Origin of the sequence: Candidatus Sphingomonas colombiensis, assembly GCA_029202845.1 — a bacterium.
Taxonomy (GTDB): domain Bacteria; phylum Pseudomonadota; class Alphaproteobacteria; order Sphingomonadales; family Sphingomonadaceae; genus Sphingomonas; species Sphingomonas colombiensis.
The window spans coordinates 3771954-3787697 of sequence record CP119315.1; the positions used below are offsets into that span (position 1 = coordinate 3771954).

A 15744-nucleotide genomic window follows, 5' to 3' on the forward strand; every position below is an offset into this window, starting at 1 on the left:
GTGCACTCACCGCTAAGCCCAGCTGCGGCACCATGCCTCGACATCGACCAACGCGAGAATGCGGGCCCAGATAAGCTCGCTATACGCCGCTCGCCGCTGAATGACCCTGCGGACGTCGTCAGATTTGATCAAACCTGCATCGGACAGGAAGCCGCTACACAGGAATTCCTCGATCTCCTGGGTTCGTCGCTCGATCAATTCGATCGCAAGGCGATCGAAACTGCCCTTGGTTGTCCGCTGGATGATCTCCAGCGGCAATCGATGTCGAAAGGCATCGCGCGCGGGCGCCCGGTTCACCCCATTGCGGCACCACATCCACGAAGGAATGCGTAGGCACAGCTCGACGACCGGTTGGGATAGCAAAGGGTAGAGCACCGGATATTTCCGCTCATATCCAAAGCCCTCGGTGAAATTGGAGATGAGGACGAGCAGCCCGATATGCTCCAGCTTTCCCGGCAAGCGCCCGCTCGACGGCATAAGCCAGGGATGGCAACGAACGTCGAACTCGGCGGTCTGATAGGCATCTCCGAGAAATGAGAAATCCGGTTTCCACATATAGGCCGGATGCCTCCTGCCACGCCGCTTCAGGGCGGATCGCACGACCCTTGGCGCGCCGTCGCCGCTTAGCCTGCTCACGTCACGCACGGTCTCGAATATCTTGCCCGGGCCGGCATGACAAAGCAGGCGATCGGCGACCGGCGCCGAGGACTGGATATAGCAGAAGACGTTATCGCCGCCGCCGCCGCTGAAGACGACATCGGTGCCGCTCTCGGCGGTCAGATCCTCGACGTTGCGCGAACCGGACTGCGAAAAGGCGCGCGATAGCGGACGCGGCAGATGCGCCGCATCCGAGCGTCGTATGTCGATGTTTGCGATCGCTTCGGTTGCCAGACGTATTTCCTTGCCAAGGCCGGCGCCCAGCACATTGGCAAAATGCCGTTCGTCGCCGGGCGATCCTTCAACGCTCAACAGGTTGAGGAGCGTGAGACCGATATCGCTCCGGGAAAGCGACGCCGCGACAATCGAGGAATCCAGGCCGCCCGATACGCCAAGCAGCGCATGACGATAGCGCGTCGCCCACGCCCCGACCGTCGCGTCCACCGTCTTCTCCAGCAAGTCGGCGGCCATGCGATGATCATCAATCTGGGTTGAGCGCGCGGCAAATGACCACGGCGACCACCCCTGTTCACGCCGATGTGTCCCTGCCCCGGCGACAAGATGCTCACCCGGCCCGAGTTCCTCGATGCCATGGAGTGCGGTTCTGTGGGATCGGAACCCCCGCAATTGCAAATGGCCGGCGATATAGGAAAGATCGATTGCCGGCTTGGCAATCCCTGCCCGTTCCAGGTCCTTGACCTGCGTTGCGAGTGCAAGGCACGTGCCCAGCTTCGTGAAATAGATTGGGCACGCCGGTGAGGCATCGCGCACCACACGGATCTCATTTTCGGTCGCGGACCGCAGAAAGGCGACGAAGCGCCCCCATAAATGCGTGTGCAGGTCCCGCCCTTCGGAGCGAAGGATCGCGCCCGTCTGCTGCGCGTCGAACCGCGCTATGGATCGCGCCGGAAACAATCCCTCGAAAACCGTGCCGATGACAATACCAGCCTCGGGCTCGAGCGGGATCGCCGGCATATCGGCACCGGCCCAGACGATCAGGTTCGCGCTGGTAAAACGGGGTTGAAGCATCGTATCGCGCGACAGGCGCTCGATGATTTCCGGCGGGACGATGCCGCCCGGGCTTAGCGCGATCACGGCAAGGCAGCGCCCGATCGTCATATCGTCAGGATCGGCCGGAACGTTGCGACATGGTCCGGAGCGTCGGTGACAATGAATGCGTCAATCTCGACCCAGCAATGTGCCTGAAACGGGCGGTCGACGACGCCGATCACCATCCTCGGCGCGAACCCGCGCGCCATCATCATCCGCATGGTGCAAATCGATCGCGGCAGGCACCAGCGATTGGCGCCAAAGAGAAAATCCGCGCCGCGCGCCGCACCGGCTATTCCCGCGATCGACGACATGTCATCCAGCGGACAAGCGCCGCGGACGGCAATGCGCGCCTTGGCATCGCGAAGGTCCGCCATGATGTCGCGTAGCGACCGCCTGCGCACTTCGCGCATCGTCGCCACCATGCCCAGGAGCGCCGTTGCGAACTGCGCCAACGCGATAGTATTCGCTGGCACGCGACCTGCGGGCCGCGCCGCGTCATCTCGCACAACGGACACGGGGTGGTCCGATCGCTCCGCCGCTGCTGCCAGAACACCGCGGCCGACCAGCCTTTCGATCAATGCGATCTGGTTTGCGCTGGCGCCCTTCCCTGACATCGCCACATGCAGCGCCTCCTTCATCGACCCGGCGATGAGAAAATAGCGGTCCGCATTGAGATCGAGGATGACCGTTCCCGACTGGAAATCACAGGCATGGATCGAATCCGCCAACCGGTACCCGGCCATTTCACATTCCCATTCCTTGCGGGATGAAATTCGGACACCCCGGGATCAATCGCCCGCGGCGTACCGCCCCTCGACCGAAGGGCGCACGGTGATGGAACCGCACGCCCTCGCTGTCGGTCAGTCGTCCGCGTCGGAAAGACCGGGGTTGGTAATGCCCGAGACGCCGTCGAGGTGCCCGCCAAGCGGCCCCTTGGTCTCGACGCTTGCAGCGCCCAGGTCGATCAGTTCGGGATCATGATCCTCACGCCGTTCCATGATTGCCTCCATTGCAAAGTAGCTGCGGCATTGCAGCCACTTGCAATCGTAGAGAAGGCGATCCGCCCACCGCGATCTTATAAGATGTCGTGCGCGAGACTATTCGCCCCACTGAAGACATATCCAGCCACCCGGGCGACCTGTTCTCATCATGTCCCGCCGAAATCACGATGTTTCCGGCGTCGTTAGCACCGCGATAATCTTGTCCACGCGACGAATTCTTCGCCGGTGATACGCGCGCAGACGCCCCAAACGGTCACGATCTGAACCGCGTAAAAGCGCAATCTGAAGTTGCCCGAATTCCTCGGCGAGATGGGGCAGCAAGCTGGCCTCGTGCTGTCGAACAGATTCGAGCCGGTCATTGGCAGCAAGGAGCGCGTGGGCGTGTTCCCGGTTGGTGCTACATTCGCCGACCAAACGAAACAATGCCGTCGCCGCTTTCGCGGCCTGCGCGCTCGTGAGATCTGGCTGCTCCCGGATCGCGAACACCCCGAACATCGCTCGATCCGCCGACCCCAGGATCAATCGCACCAGATGGTCATGCCATTGGTAGAGGTCACGCAAGTCGCGCTCGGCGATTGCCGGCAGTCGATATCCGCCGCGCAGCGCCGGTTCGAGCAACCTCTCGCCGACAAGGCGCTGGGCACCGTCCCGCAGCGGCGCGATTGATATGCCGTGCTCGCTGGCCAGCGCGCGCTCGACGATGATCTGCCCCGGTTTGAACCGACCGGCGACAATATCCGCCTTGAGCAAGCGATAGGCGCGTTCCGCAACGACAGCTTCAGGCGCCATTCGCCCCCTCCCTCACCGCTCGCCCCGACCGTTCACGCTGGCGCGCGCGCTCAATCGCGATGCAACCGCATGCTGGTGGCGACCAACCACCTCGAGAAGCTCGCATTCGAGATCCCAGAGATCGTCTTGCAACAGAAGTTCACGCGGTACGGCCATCTTGTGCTCCATCGCGAGCAGGGGAATGAACAAATGCGGCGTCGCCATCTGCAACGCATGCGCGCACCGGATATGATCCTCCAGCATCGAGGTCGCGACGCCGGCTTCAATCTCGCGCAACCAGCGCTCGCTGCGCGTCACCACTTGCGCCAGGCGCGACTGCGAGACCCTGTCCCTGCGCCGGCGCCGCTCGATGAGCTTTCCGGACAGCTCCTTGATGAACCCGAAAACGTCGCCTTCGATCGCTTGCGGACTTTGGAGCATCATCTGCCGGCTCCCCTAGCAGCGGCTCAAAAATCCCAACGCACGTTCTGATCGAATAGTGTTGCACAATAATCTGGTGGTCAATTGCCCATTGGCCGCGCAAGCGAGCGCTATTCTCCCACAACATCAAAAAAAGTCGCGTATGCGCAACTAAATTCGATTATCTATTTGCGGTCTTCCAATCTCCCCGGATGTTTTATTGTACAGATCCAGCAATTCGCGATCCGCAAGCTCCGCGATCGTCATCAGGCCGGTGAGAAATATCTTCCAGACCTGCGGCGCCGAATAGGCTCGCTGGCTCGACATGACGCGCGCGATCACCTCCTCGACGCGCCCCGATAGTGCCGGCGATGTCCCGACATGGCGGATGATCCGCCCGCCATAACGCTCGAGCTCGGGGTCAAGCAGGCAGTCCACCACTTCTTCCGTCGTGCACTGGTCCAGCCCGGCTACCGCGACGTATAATGTCGCACCATGCGGCAGGAGATCGCCGACCAGCCGACACAGGCGGAAATGATCGCGCAGGAATAATTGAATTCCATCCGCCGAGAGCTGGAGCTTGTAAGCCCGTGATCGCGTGACAGCCATGATCGCTCTTTCGTTTCTTGCGAGAAAACCGAACCAGCGCCCCTTGTTTTGACCAGAATATCATTGCGCGGCGATTTACCGAGCCTCCACCACGCTCAAGAACAAATCAGGAAGCCGGAAACACACTGCCGGTTTCCGGAAATCCACTTCCGATAACCGGCAACACATTGCCTCAAACCGGAAATGCATTTCCTCCTCGCTTGCGGACCGCCCTCGAATGCCGCCATCGAGGTCATGTCAAATGACGAACCTCAGGGGCGAGCCAACCCAACGACCGGCGCGCGCCTCAGCGGATTTGCATCCCCCAATGCGTCTCTTCGGAGCGACAGGAGCGTGGGTCCATGACCGGAAAACCATCTACCAGCGCGAGCATGCCCGTCGTTCTTGCGGGCGGTGTTATGCTCCCGACCCGCGCGTCGGCGCAAGCCGCGCCCACCGGCCGCAACCTGGCCGCCACCGCTGCCGGCCACGCGCTGTTTAGCGCTGCCGCTGAGGCCGCCGGGCACCACCACCACCAGAACATCCCGAACCGCCAGATCGAAGACGTTGCGCCTTCGCCCGATATACGGCCACTTGGCCACGCCAATGCCGACGGCGAGATCATCTATTACACACCGGAGAGCGACCGCCTCGCCGCGATCGATTGGCGGTGCTCCGACCCCGCCGCGACGCTCACCCACGCGCCGATCGGCAATCGTGGCTGACATGCTCGGGCCGCGCCCACCCGATCCGGCCGCGCGCGACGCAATGGTCCGGATCGGGTCGGCGGCGCTGGCCTGGGAGGTTCTTCGCCGCGACCCTTTCTATCAGGCCGCCTTCGCGCAGGAACGATCTGACCGTGGTCCCACCGCCGCTTCCGCATTCGCCGCGCGCTGGGGGGTGCACTTTCGCTGAGAATCCCGCGCACTCCTGCGCCCTCGCGCGGCCGGTCTGGACCCGGACCGCCGATCCGCGCGTGCTCGCGGTGCGCGCCACCCCGCTGCAGCAATGGAAAGACGGTTGGGCGGCGCATTCGTTCGATCTTGCCCGCTTCCCCGACCATGTCCTCGTCGATGACGGACAGGAACATATCCGCATCGATCACCCGGGCGGGGTGATCAGACTCGATGTCATCAGCGGCAGTCTGCGCGATGGCCCGGTGACGCTGGCGGTCGAGATTGGCCATGATGATCGCTTCGCCATCCAGCTCGCCACGTTGCGCGAGTTCGCCACGTCGATTGCGGGAGGCGGCATCGGCACACCCGGCCATGGGCGGCTGTCAGGATTGTTCATGGCGCTGCACGCAGTCGATGCCCGCGCCGCGGGCGCGAGCCTGCGCACCATCGCCAACCTGCTCCTCGGCGACGGTGATTGGCCCGGCGACGGCGAGTATCGCAAATCCCGCGCGCGCCGCATGATCGCGGTCGGTACGCAATTGTGCCGCGCCGGGCCGCTGCCGATCCTCGCGATGCGGTGAGATCGTTCCCCTTCGGGGCGTCGGACACGATCTCGACCGGCATTTCCTTCATCGGCAAAAACGGCGGTTCGGCATCCCGAAGCTCGGCCTGTCGATCCTGCCGGACGATGCCCGATGCGGACCGCACAGCGCAGCATCGGCGCCCCGCGCTGGCGCGCGATCGCGCTCTACGCCGCCAGCGCTACCGCTGACGTCGCCGAGCCCCAAGGGGTCTCGTCCTGCGGTAACGATCGCATGGCGCACGGCCCGACCCTGACGGATCAGGCCTGTTCTTAGTGGTCGCCGCGCTCGCGCGCGGCGGCGTTGTTCGTGGCCTCTCCCGACGACGCGGGTGAGGGCGGCGCTCCCTGCTGGGCCCGCCGCGGCCGGCGGCAAGCCTCGCTGATCGCTCGGCTGCTCCATTGCATTGCGCCCGTCCGGTGCCGCCGCCCGCTCCAGCGGGCCCCTTCGGTTCGCTCTTGCCGCCCACCCCCCGCGTCCGGGGAGGCCATGTGGTTTTGGGGCGGTGCAGGAGGATAGCATGCGCCAGAAAAGCAACCGTCGCGCGCGGGACAAGGCGGGGGCGGAGCAGACCACCGCGCCCGCCACCGAGCCGCGCACCAGCCTCTACGACGAGGTCACCCGCCGGATCGTCACCGAACTGGAAGCGGGCCGGTTTCCATGGGTCCAGCCATGGGGCAAGAACGGTGGCAGCGGCCCGGGCTTGCCGCGCAACGCGCTGACCGCCCGACCTTATTCCGGGGTAAACGTGCTGATCCTGTGGGGGGCCGTAATCGAGCAGGGCTGGCCGTCGCAAAGCTGGCTTACCTTCAGGCAGGCGCTGGCAGCCGGGGGCTGCGTCCGCAAAGGCGAGCATGGCACGACCATCGTCTATGCCGACCTTTTCACCCCCGAAGCGGAGAAAGCGCGCGCCCGCGAAACGGGCGGGGACGCGCGGGCGATCCCGTTCCTGAAGCGATTCACCGTCTTCAATGTCGCGCAATGCGAAGGGTTGCGCGACGGCCTCGCCGCCGATCCAACCCCACTTCCCGAACGCGAGATCGTGCCCGTCGCGGAAAGCGTGATCGCCGCCAGCGGCGTCGATTTCCGCATCGGCGGCGACAAGGCTTTCTATATGCCCTCGCGCGATGTCGTGCAGGTGCCCCCGCAGCCAGCGTTCTTCGATCAGATCAATTACTACCGCACCGCGCTGCACGAAATTTGTCACGCCAGTGGCCATAGTTCGCGCCTCAATCGCAATCTCGCCAACGCCTTCGGCTCAAAGGATTATGCCCGCGAGGAATTAATTGCCGAGATGGGATCGGCCTTCCTGTGCGCCGCGCTCGGCATCGTGCCCACCGTCCGCCACGCCGATTATCTGGCAAGCTGGCTCGACGTCCTGCCCGAGGACAATCGCGCGATCTTCCGCGCCGCCAGCGCCGCCTCCAAGGCCGCCGACTGGCTGCTCGCCCGCCACGCGGCGGCACAGGCCGGAATGGCGCAGGATGATAGCAGCGAACGGAGGGCGGTGGCATGATCCTGCTGCCTCCCGAGCTTCGCGCCGCTTTGCGCGCGAACGCGGATCGTACCGCCAACGGCGATCACGATCCCCTGCCCGTCCTCAAGCTGTTCAATCCACTCGGCGCGGGGACATGGCTCGCGACCGAACTCTACGACGATGGCGACACGCTGTTCGGCCTCGCCGATCTTGGGTTCGGCTGCCCCGAACTCGGCTGTTTCAGCCTGTCCGAGATCGCCGCCGTGCGTCTCCCCTTCGGCTTGGCGATCGAGCGCGACCTCGCCTTTTCGACCAGCCACCGGCTGTCGACATGGGCCGAGGCGGCGCGACGCACCGGGTCGATCCTCTGGGCCGAAACCCTCTTGCGCCGGGCCGCGCGACGCGCCGGCGACGAGCTTCCATCGCAGGATGGATGACGCGGGCGGCGCGTTTTCGCCGCCATCAACGGCCGATCCGCCATCCCCGCGAAGAGCGACGGACCGGCACTCACAAGGAGTGACGACATGAAACTCGACTTCATCGACCTTGGCAAGCTGTCGGTATCACCGGCGAACATGCGGCATGGCCGCAAGGCGCCCGACATCAGCGACATCCTGCCGTCCGTGCGCGCGCGCGGCGTGCTGGTCCCCGTGCTGGTCCGCCCCAATTGCAGCACGACCACCTTCGAGATCGTCGCCGGACGGCGGCGCTTCCACGCCGCGCAGGCGGTCGCCGCCGAAACCGGTACGACCGACCCCCTGCCCTGCGCGATCCTCACCGACACCGACGATGCCGCCGCGATCGAAGCGTCGCTGATCGAGAATATCGCGCGGCTCGATCCCGACGAGGTGACCCAATGGGAAACCTTCACCCGGCTGGTGAAGGAAGGGCGATCCACCGACGATATCGCGACGACATTCGGGCTCCCCGACCTCACCGTCCGCCGCGTGCTCGCGCTCGGCAATCTCCTGCCGCGCATCCGTGCGCTCTATGCGTCGGAGAAGATCGACCGCGCCACCGTCCGCCACCTCACCCTCGCCAGCAAGAACCAGCAAAAGGCGTGGCTGGCGCTGTACGACGACCCGGACAGCTATGTGCCATCCGGCGCTCAAGTGAAGGCATTTCTGTTCGGCGGCCAGTCTATCCCGGCGCGCCATGCATTGTTCGACCTCGACGGTTATGGCGGACAGATGATCGCCGACCTGTTCGGCGACGATCTTTATTTCGCCGATAGTGATGCCTTCTGGCAGGCGCAGCATGCCGTGATCGAGGCGCGGCGGATCGGCTATCTCGATGCCGGATGGAGCGATGTCGTCATCGTGCCGCCGGCCGAGCATTTCCACGCGTGGGAATATGAGAAGACGGCCAAGCGCAAGGCCGGGCGCGTCTATGTCGATGTCCGCAGCAATGGCGAAGTCACCTTCCACGAAGGCTATCTCTCCGCCAAGGAAGCCCGGCGCATCGCGCGCGGCGATGCCCCGGAGACGATGAAAGTCACACGCCCGGAAGTGACATCGCCGATGCAGACTTATCTCGACCTGCACCGTCACGCCGCCGTCCGCGCCGCGTTGCTCGCGCACCCCGGCGTCGCCTTGCGCCTGATGGTCGCCCACGCCATCGGCGGATCGCACCTGTGGCGGGTATCGCCCGAGCCGCAGACGAGCCGCAATGACGCAGTCCGCGAGAGCATCGAAACCTGTCGCGGCGAGACGGTGTTCGACGAACGCCGCCGCGCGATACTGGCCGTGCTCGGCTTCTCGCCCGAAGAGCCGACCGTGACCGGCGGCAATGGCGACGACGATTGGGTGGCGGCAATCTTCCTGCGGCTGATCGACCTCCCCGACGCGATCATCATGGAGATCATCGCCGTCGTCATCGGCGAGACGCTCGCCAGCGGCAGCGCTGCCGTCACGGCGGTCGGCGTCGAAATCGGTATCGATATGGCCGATTGGTGGCACGCCGATACGGCATTCTTCGAGTTGATCCGCGACAAGGAAGTGCTGGGCCTGCTCGTTGCCGAGGTGGCGGGTGAGACGATCGCCGCCGCCAATGCCGGCGAGAAGACCAAGACGCTGAAATCGATCGTGCGCGCCCATCTCGACGGCGCGGACGGGCGGAGCAAGGTCAACCGCTGGGTACCGAAATGGCTGGCTTTCCCGGCGTCCGCTTACACCACGCGCGGTGGCGTCGGCGCGGTCATCGCCCATGCCAGGGTCGAGGCGGCGCGCGATGTTACGGCCGCAGCCGACCCCGACGCGGGCCATGAACCCATCGCCGAGGCCGCGTGATTGAGAGCGGGCGGGAGCAATCCCGCCCGCTTGTCGGACCTCAAAATTCGGCCGCGCGCCTCCGCCGTTCCGGCGTCGGCGCGCGGCTTTGCAGCCTTATTTTCTGCCGCGGATCACGATCTTGGTGATGCCGCAGAGCGCGCAAGCATCCTTGCGGCGCTCAAACCCGGGGGTACCCGCCAGCTCCCGGCTCCTGTGATTGGCATGCTGGCGATGCGTCAACTCGAGCTTTTCGGTAATGCAATCGTCGCAGATCGGTTCCGGCGCCAACCGCTCGATCAAGCCCCGAACCCGTTCCAATACCGTCATTCACTTCCCCCGACGTCGCGCGAATCCCTGCCCCGATCAGGTCCATACACGCTCATCGCTATAATAAGGATTAGCGCGGCCGGTCGCACCAATTTGGTTTCGGTTGCCCGCGCGGCCACCAGTCCGCGACGCCCAGTCGCACCAATTCCGTCCCGAGGTCGCGACCGTCGATCATGACCGTGGCGACGGTGCGGTTGTAGCTGCGGCCGACACGATGAAAGCTCACCACGCGCCCCGCGAGCAGGGCCGTCACCTGGTCTTTCGCGCGCAAGCCGCGCTGCACTTCCGCTGCGCATTTGGCCTGGTCGCGGTGCGTTTCCGGGGCATCGATCTGCGCGATCCTGATCCGCTCACCGCTTTCGAGCCGGAATGTATCGCCGTCGGTCACCCAGGCCACGCGGCCCGAACCGTCATGCTCGGCGGCATCGACGGGCGCGGTCGCCATCGTCGCGGCGGCAAGGATCAGGGTCGATAGGGCACGAAGCATGGCGACGATTATCGCCGTGCAGGGCACCTGTTGTCGAGCGTCGACCACTCTGATGCGAACCTCCAACATGTCGACTGCCGCCCTGAGCGGACCTCTCTCGCGGCGGGTCTGGCGGGGTCCACCGGTCCCGCAACGGCGTCGCCGATCTTCTTCCCCGGCTCGGGTAACCCTCGCCTTCCTCGCGCAGCAAGAAGCCCGGCTTTGGCCGTCCTCCGCTGTGCTTCGGCCCTTTGGGTGCAGGACCGGCCTCCGCCCGCCTCATCGACCGCCTGTCGAGGCCGCATCGGGCGGCATCGCATCACTTGAAGGAGGTTATCATGGCACAGATTGGCAGCTTCACCCGCGGCGACAACGGCATCTACACCGGCGAAATCCGGACCCTGACGCTCCGCGTCAAGGCGACCATCCGCCCCTGCGAGCGCGACAATGAAAAGTCCCCCGACCACCGGGTCAGCGCATCGGGTGTTGAGTTCGGCGCGGCCTGGACCAAGGCAGCGCGCGAGACCGGCGCGGAATATCTGAGCCTCAAGCTCGACGATCCGTCCTTCCCGGCACCGATCTACGCGACCCTCAGCCAGGGCGACGACGGCGAGCACAAGCTCATCTGGTCGCGCTGATCAGAAAGCCCCGCGCGCCACGGCGCGCGGGGCTTTCCACTTGTGTGCGATCCGGGGTGTCGAAATCGCTCCCCCCATTTCCGACACTCCCCGCCCGGTGTCCCACCCGCCAATTCCGGGGACAGCGACGGCGTGCTGCCGTCCACCCGGAGTGACGGACAAGCGACATGGACAGCGACGACGACATTTCGCGTGCGAACCGCGCCAAACGCGGCTCCCCATATCTCAATACCGAGCAGGCGGCGGCCTATCTGAAGTTCTCCAGCCGCCTGCTGAAGCGGCTGCGGCGCGCCGGGAAAGGCCCGGTCTTTCGCCGTCACAGCCGCTTCGTCCAATATCATATCGACGATCTCGATGCCTGGTCGCACGCGCAGTCGATGGGAAAGACCGGCCATGAATAGGCGCTCCCATCGCCCTGCCGCCCTGCCTTTGCTCGATTGGGGCAACCAACTTCGAGCCCACAAACGACGCCGCCGGACACTCGGTCGCCGCATCGCCATCTCGGGCGTGGGCATTACCTTGCTTGGGCTCACCCTGGCGTTTCCGCCGGCCCCGCGCCTTGTCTGGAATGCGAGCGCGAGCGCCCCGATCGGCCTCTACGCCGTGACCCCCGATGTGCCGATCGAAACCGGCGACATGGTCATCGCACGCGTGCCCGATCCCTGGCGGACGCTGGCGGCGAGGCGGCGTTACATCCCCGCCAACGTGCCCTTGGTGAAGCATGTCGCAGCGGCGGCCGGCGACGAGGTTTGCGCGCTCGGGCCGGAGATTTTCATCAATGGACGCTGGTCGGCGCAACGCCGCTTAGCCGATGCCGCCAAGCGCCCGATGCCATGGTGGAGCGGTTGCGTCCGGCTGCGCGGCCAGCAGCTTTTCTTGTTGATGGATGGCAAACCGGCATCGTTCGACGGCCGCTATTTCGGCGTCACCGAGCCCGCGCAAGTAATCGGCAAGGCACGGCTGCTATGGGCGATGCCGACCCAAGGCTCCAACGATGAATAAGCATCGTTGGAAAGTCGGCGAAAGCGCGCTGACCCGGTGGATTCCGGCCGTGCTGCTGCTCGCCACCACGCCCGCGCGTGCCGACGAGGTCGCACGCTGGCGGCCGTTCGTCGAAGAAGCATCGACCCGTTTCGGCATCCCGACCAGCTGGATCGAACGCGTCATCCGCGCCGAAAGTCGCGGCTTCACCACGCTCGACGGTCACCCGATCCGCAGCCGAGCCGGCGCAATAGGCCTCATGCAGTTGATGCCCGCGACCTGGGCTGCGATGCGCACGCGGCTCGCGTTGGGGCGCAATCCCGACGATCCGCGCGACAATATCCTCGCGGGCACTTGCTTCCTGCGGCTGATGTACGACCATTTTGGTTATCCCGGGCTGTTCGGCGCCTATAATGCCGGGCCAGGCGCCTATGCCGATTATCTCGCCGGCAAGCGACGACTTCCGCGCGAAACCGTCGCCTATCTCGGCCTGGTCAGCGGGGCGGCTCCGGCGGGACCACTGGCCCCCGAACGAGCACCGCCACCAATAATGTTTGTCGTTCGCCGCGAGGTGTCCGCGGATCAGCCGGTGCCGGATCGAAGCGACGGGCAGACACTGCTGTTCGCTGTCCGGAAGGTCGTGCCATGAGACCGAGCGTTGGAGGGGCTCGTCTCGACAGACCGAGCATGACGGCTGGCGAAGCGGCTCTCAAGGCCCGTGGGCACCCCCCCGATTTTCCGTGAAAATCGGCTCCCCCCACGTCCGCTTCGCGGCGCTGCGCTTCGCTCCGCGGCCCTGACACCCACTCCGCCACCCGTCTTCGTGGACGTGTTCTCGATAAGGAGAGCAGAAGCGAAGGAGATGGTCATGGGCATGTTTCAACCCATTTCGGTGGCGTCAACCAAGGTGATGGACCGCGTGATGGCGGCGCTGGAAATCGAGTTCGGTCACGGTGCCGCGGAAGCTCTGGCGCAGCGGTTTCTGGCGGCCGAGGAGACCGACTTTCTCTGGGATGCGCGCAACATGGAGCGGTGGATTGGCGCCTATGAAGGCACGAACGACGACGACATCGACCTGGATCGCGTGCGAATTGTTGGGCGACTGGACGGCAAATGGTTCGTCGCGGTGATGATTGTTGACGGCGATGGAAACCCGCACGGACTGACGGGCAAACGCGAATTTCAGCGGCGGAAGCAGGCGCTGGCGGCGTTCGCGGATGCGTGAGCGCCCAAGCATTTCAGGCCGGGATGCGCTGCCAGGCTGGCATCGTATCCCGGCTTTTTCTTTGAGCCGAAGATGGGGAGAAGGACGGGAGAAAGGAGAAAAGCGAAAGCAAGAGAAAGGCAATGTCCCGTGGACATCGCTAAGTGATTGTCTGCACATCGTTTTTTCGAGAGACATCGCGCCCGCCGCGCGAGATATGCAAACTCAGAATGGCGGAAATCCGCCATTCTTGGCCTCAAATCGCGAGATGCGAGCCGGTCGATGAGCGAGGACGACGAGTTCACGCCCCGGCTCGGCCGCCAGCGCCAGCAGAGCGGCAAGAAAGCCCGCCGCTACCTCGGTCGCGTCGCCGGCGCGGCGATCCGCTCGGCCGAGAAGGGCGCTATCAAAAGCCACCGTTTCGACGGCAGCCGGATCGGGCGCGGCGCCAGCATGGGGCGGCTGTTGTCGAGCCGCGATCGGTTCGGCGGGATGCGCGCGCGTCGTGCTGTCGTGAAGACTCGACTGGTCCGCATCGGCAGCAAGGGAATGCCGGCCGCGCGCGCGCATCTGCGCTATATCCAGCGCGACGGCGTCACGCGCGAGGGCACGCCGGGCGAACTCTACTCCGCCGAACGCGACACCGCCGACGGCAAGGCGTTCCTCCAGCGTTGCGACGGCGACCGCCATCAGTTCCGCTTCATCGTCTCGGCCGAGGACGGCTCGGAATATCCCGACCTCAAGCCTTTTGTCCGCCGGCTGATGACGCAGATGGAAGCCGACCTCGGCACCCGGCTAGACTGGGTCGCGGTCGACCATTTCAACACGGCGCATCCGCATTCCCACATCATGCTCCGGGGGGTCGACGACACGGGCCAGAATCTGATCATCGCCCGCGAATATATCGCGCACGGCATCCGCGAACGCGCCGCCGAGCTGGCAACGCTCGATCTCGGGCCTCGCACCGATCAGGAAATCGAGGCGCGGCTTCGGCATGATATCGGCGAGGAGCGGATGACCGCGATCGACCGCCGCTTGGTCCGGTCGATGGATGCCGATCGCCTGGTCGTCTCGGCCGATCGAGATTCCTTCCAGCAGTCGCTGCGCGCCGGCCGCTTGCAGAAGCTTGCCAGCATGGGTCTCGCCGAGAATGTCGGTGGCGGTCGCTGGCAACTCGCCGACGATCTGGAAGGCACGCTCCGCACGCTCGGCGAACGCGGTGACATCATCCGCACCATGCAGCGCGAATTGAGCGCGCGGAAGCTCGATCGACCGTGGCTTGGGCGTAGCCTCTTCGGGGCGGGTGAGATCGATCCGGAGCCGATCGTGGGAAAGCTGATCGCTCGGGGCCTCGCCGATGAGCATCGCGACAGACACTATCTCGTGGTCGATGGCGTCGATGGCCACGCCCACTATGTCGACATCGGTCGGGGCGATGCGATCGCACCGATTCCGGAAGGCGCGATCGTCCGCGTGTCGGCGCGCAGCTTGGAGATTCGCGACGCCGACCGCGTCGTCGCCGAGGTCGCGGCCGCGAACGGCGGACGATACTCGTCCGACCTGCATCTCAGGCATGACCCAGCGGCGACGCAGGCATTTACTGAAACCCATGTCCGACGGCTCGAAGCGATGCGCCGGGCTGGTGCTGGTGTAGAACGGGAAGCCGATGGGAGCTGGACGATTCCCCCTGACCATATCGATCGTGCTGCCGCCTATGAGGCACGCCGTCATCGGGATCAGCCGGTCGAGGTCGAGACCCTGTCATCCCGACCACTGGATCAGCTTCGTGAAGCCGACGCGGCGACGTGGATCGATCGCGAGCTAGCGTCACAATCGCCGCTGCCAATCCGTGACACTGGCTTCGGGCGTGATGTCCGGACAACCATGGCGGGCCGGCGGCAATGGCTGGTCGAGCAGCAGCTCGCGGATGTCGATGGCGATCGCATCCGGCTCCGCGCCAACGCAATCATGATGCTTCAGCGTCGTGAGCTATCGCGCGAAGGTGAGGCAATTTCGGGCCAAATCGGCAAGACATTCGTCGAAGTCCATGCAGATGACCGCATCGACGGCGAAATTACAGGCAAGGTCGATCTTGCAAGCGGTCGGTTCGCAGTCGTCGAGAAATCCAAGGAATTTAGTCTCGTGCCCTGGCGGCCCGTGTTGGATAACCAAATCGGTAAAACCGTGTCGGGGATTATGCGCGCGGACGGGGTGAGTTGGCGGATTGGCCGTGGACGATCGGGGCTGGAGGTCTCATAATGGGTAGGACCTATCCATCTGCCAATTACGGCCATGTTCGCGGAGCGGTTATCCGAGCCGAGGTGCCTCTGACACGAGGGTGCATAGGGAATGTTATGGATTTGTTCCGCCAAACCTGCTCTTGGTTAGCCTGTGATAAGCGGACGCAAGTGTCTATC

At 64.7% G+C, this 15744-nt stretch carries 19 protein-coding genes; 11 read left to right on the plus strand and 8 right to left on the minus strand.

Translation table 11 applies throughout. The annotated features are described in order from the left end of the window. Positions 1-12: 12 nt before the first annotated feature. The 6 genes from P0Y64_18385 to P0Y64_18410 all read right to left on the minus strand — a co-directional run bounded on the left by P0Y64_18385 (position 13) and on the right by P0Y64_18410 (position 4508). Positions 13-1776, minus strand: coding sequence for an asparagine synthase-related protein (locus P0Y64_18385; protein ID WEK43258.1), 1764 nt, complete (start codon positions 1774-1776; stop codon positions 13-15). Next, complete coding sequence (locus tag P0Y64_18390; protein WEK43259.1) at positions 1773-2348, minus strand: lasso peptide biosynthesis B2 protein; 576 nt, start codon at positions 2346-2348, stop codon at positions 1773-1775. Before P0Y64_18390 ends, P0Y64_18385 begins: the two co-directional genes overlap by 4 nt. A 222-nt stretch (positions 2349-2570) precedes the next feature. Then, the gene (locus tag P0Y64_18395) at positions 2571-2708 is read right to left on the minus strand and encodes a benenodin family lasso peptide (GenBank protein ID WEK43260.1); all 138 of its coding nucleotides are present in this window, start codon (positions 2706-2708) and stop codon (positions 2571-2573) included. A gap of 165 nt (positions 2709-2873) precedes the next feature. Continuing rightward, on the minus strand, positions 2874-3500 hold the full coding sequence (locus P0Y64_18400; GenBank protein WEK43261.1) for a GntR family transcriptional regulator: 627 nt from the start codon (positions 3498-3500) through the stop codon (positions 2874-2876). 12 nt (positions 3501-3512) lie between these two features. Beyond that, the gene (locus tag P0Y64_18405) at positions 3513-3923 is read right to left on the minus strand and encodes a transcriptional regulator (GenBank protein WEK43262.1); all 411 of its coding nucleotides are present in this window, start codon (positions 3921-3923) and stop codon (positions 3513-3515) included. A 147-nt stretch (positions 3924-4070) separates the two neighbouring features. Beyond that, on the minus strand, positions 4071-4508 hold the full coding sequence (locus P0Y64_18410) for a hypothetical protein (GenBank protein ID WEK43263.1): 438 nt from the start codon (positions 4506-4508) through the stop codon (positions 4071-4073). Between the two features lie 341 nt (positions 4509-4849). On the opposite strand from P0Y64_18410, the gene P0Y64_18415 reads away from it, so the two are divergent. From P0Y64_18415 to P0Y64_18435, 5 genes are all read left to right on the plus strand, one after another. Beyond that, a complete protein-coding gene (locus tag P0Y64_18415) occupies positions 4850-5212 on the plus strand; it encodes a hypothetical protein (protein WEK43264.1) in 363 nt (120 codons plus the stop codon). 251 nt (positions 5213-5463) lie between these two features. Then, positions 5464-5964 (plus strand): DUF2285 domain-containing protein, encoded by a 501-nt coding sequence (locus P0Y64_18420; protein ID WEK43265.1) that lies wholly within the window; start codon positions 5464-5466, stop codon positions 5962-5964. A gap of 520 nt (positions 5965-6484) precedes the next feature. After that, positions 6485-7480 (plus strand): zincin-like metallopeptidase domain-containing protein, encoded by a 996-nt coding sequence (locus tag P0Y64_18425; GenBank protein ID WEK43266.1) that lies wholly within the window; start codon positions 6485-6487, stop codon positions 7478-7480. Beyond that, the gene (locus P0Y64_18430) at positions 7477-7878 is read left to right on the plus strand and encodes a DUF2958 domain-containing protein (GenBank protein WEK43267.1); all 402 of its coding nucleotides are present in this window, start codon (positions 7477-7479) and stop codon (positions 7876-7878) included. Before P0Y64_18425 ends, P0Y64_18430 begins: the two co-directional genes overlap by 4 nt. An 87-nt stretch (positions 7879-7965) precedes the next feature. Continuing rightward, entirely contained in the window at positions 7966-9729 is a 1764-nt protein-coding gene (locus P0Y64_18435; GenBank protein WEK43268.1) for a ParB/RepB/Spo0J family partition protein, read from the plus strand. 96 nt (positions 9730-9825) lie between these two features. On the opposite strand, the gene P0Y64_18440 is transcribed toward P0Y64_18435, so the two are convergent. Continuing rightward, positions 9826-10038 (minus strand): hypothetical protein, encoded by a 213-nt coding sequence (locus tag P0Y64_18440; protein WEK43269.1) that lies wholly within the window; start codon positions 10036-10038, stop codon positions 9826-9828. Between the two features lie 70 nt (positions 10039-10108). Beyond that, entirely contained in the window at positions 10109-10525 is a 417-nt protein-coding gene (locus tag P0Y64_18445; GenBank protein WEK43270.1) for a thermonuclease family protein, read from the minus strand. 317 nt (positions 10526-10842) lie between these two features. On the opposite strand from P0Y64_18445, the gene P0Y64_18450 reads away from it, so the two are divergent. The 6 genes from P0Y64_18450 to rlxS all read left to right on the plus strand — a co-directional run bounded on the left by P0Y64_18450 (position 10843) and on the right by rlxS (position 15586). Then, entirely contained in the window at positions 10843-11142 is a 300-nt protein-coding gene (locus P0Y64_18450) for a DUF736 domain-containing protein (protein WEK43271.1), read from the plus strand. 167 nt (positions 11143-11309) lie between these two features. After that, positions 11310-11543, plus strand: a complete 234-nt coding sequence (locus tag P0Y64_18455) for a helix-turn-helix domain-containing protein (GenBank protein WEK43272.1) — start codon at positions 11310-11312, stop codon at positions 11541-11543. Beyond that, on the plus strand, positions 11536-12144 hold the full coding sequence (locus P0Y64_18460; protein ID WEK43273.1) for a S26 family signal peptidase: 609 nt from the start codon (positions 11536-11538) through the stop codon (positions 12142-12144). The genes P0Y64_18455 and P0Y64_18460 overlap by 8 nt, the downstream gene beginning before the upstream one ends. Further along, a complete protein-coding gene (locus tag P0Y64_18465) occupies positions 12137-12772 on the plus strand; it encodes a lytic transglycosylase domain-containing protein (GenBank protein WEK43274.1) in 636 nt (211 codons plus the stop codon). The genes P0Y64_18460 and P0Y64_18465 overlap by 8 nt, the downstream gene beginning before the upstream one ends. A 219-nt stretch (positions 12773-12991) precedes the next feature. After that, the gene (locus tag P0Y64_18470; GenBank protein WEK43275.1) at positions 12992-13348 is read left to right on the plus strand and encodes a hypothetical protein; all 357 of its coding nucleotides are present in this window, start codon (positions 12992-12994) and stop codon (positions 13346-13348) included. A gap of 261 nt (positions 13349-13609) precedes the next feature. Further along, complete coding sequence (gene rlxS, locus P0Y64_18475) at positions 13610-15586, plus strand: relaxase/mobilization nuclease RlxS (protein WEK43276.1); 1977 nt, start codon at positions 13610-13612, stop codon at positions 15584-15586. Positions 15587-15744 lie beyond the last annotated feature (158 nt).

Coding starts and splice junctions, on each gene's coding strand:
- P0Y64_18415 (WEK43264.1), top strand. CDS start 4,850: ATGACCGGAAAACCATCTACCAGCGCGAGCATGCCCGTCGTTCTTGCG.
- P0Y64_18410 (WEK43263.1), bottom strand. CDS start 4,508: ATGGCTGTCACGCGATCACGGGCTTACAAGCTCCAGCTCTCGGCGGAT.
- P0Y64_18395 (WEK43260.1), bottom strand. CDS start 2,708: ATGGAACGGCGTGAGGATCATGATCCCGAACTGATCGACCTGGGCGCT.
- P0Y64_18455 (WEK43272.1), top strand. CDS start 11,310: ATGGACAGCGACGACGACATTTCGCGTGCGAACCGCGCCAAACGCGGC.
- P0Y64_18445 (WEK43270.1), bottom strand. CDS start 10,525: ATGCTTCGTGCCCTATCGACCCTGATCCTTGCCGCCGCGACGATGGCG.
- P0Y64_18470 (WEK43275.1), top strand. CDS start 12,992: ATGGGCATGTTTCAACCCATTTCGGTGGCGTCAACCAAGGTGATGGAC.
- P0Y64_18435 (WEK43268.1), top strand. CDS start 7,966: ATGAAACTCGACTTCATCGACCTTGGCAAGCTGTCGGTATCACCGGCG.
- P0Y64_18430 (WEK43267.1), top strand. CDS start 7,477: ATGATCCTGCTGCCTCCCGAGCTTCGCGCCGCTTTGCGCGCGAACGCG.
- P0Y64_18450 (WEK43271.1), top strand. CDS start 10,843: ATGGCACAGATTGGCAGCTTCACCCGCGGCGACAACGGCATCTACACC.
- P0Y64_18425 (WEK43266.1), top strand. CDS start 6,485: ATGCGCCAGAAAAGCAACCGTCGCGCGCGGGACAAGGCGGGGGCGGAG.
- P0Y64_18390 (WEK43259.1), bottom strand. CDS start 2,348: ATGAAGGAGGCGCTGCATGTGGCGATGTCAGGGAAGGGCGCCAGCGCA.
- P0Y64_18465 (WEK43274.1), top strand. CDS start 12,137: ATGAATAAGCATCGTTGGAAAGTCGGCGAAAGCGCGCTGACCCGGTGG.
- P0Y64_18405 (WEK43262.1), bottom strand. CDS start 3,923: ATGATGCTCCAAAGTCCGCAAGCGATCGAAGGCGACGTTTTCGGGTTC.
- P0Y64_18460 (WEK43273.1), top strand. CDS start 11,536: ATGAATAGGCGCTCCCATCGCCCTGCCGCCCTGCCTTTGCTCGATTGG.
- P0Y64_18400 (WEK43261.1), bottom strand. CDS start 3,500: ATGGCGCCTGAAGCTGTCGTTGCGGAACGCGCCTATCGCTTGCTCAAG.
- P0Y64_18440 (WEK43269.1), bottom strand. CDS start 10,038: ATGACGGTATTGGAACGGGTTCGGGGCTTGATCGAGCGGTTGGCGCCG.
- rlxS (WEK43276.1), top strand. CDS start 13,610: ATGAGCGAGGACGACGAGTTCACGCCCCGGCTCGGCCGCCAGCGCCAG.
- P0Y64_18385 (WEK43258.1), bottom strand. CDS start 1,776: ATGACGATCGGGCGCTGCCTTGCCGTGATCGCGCTAAGCCCGGGCGGC.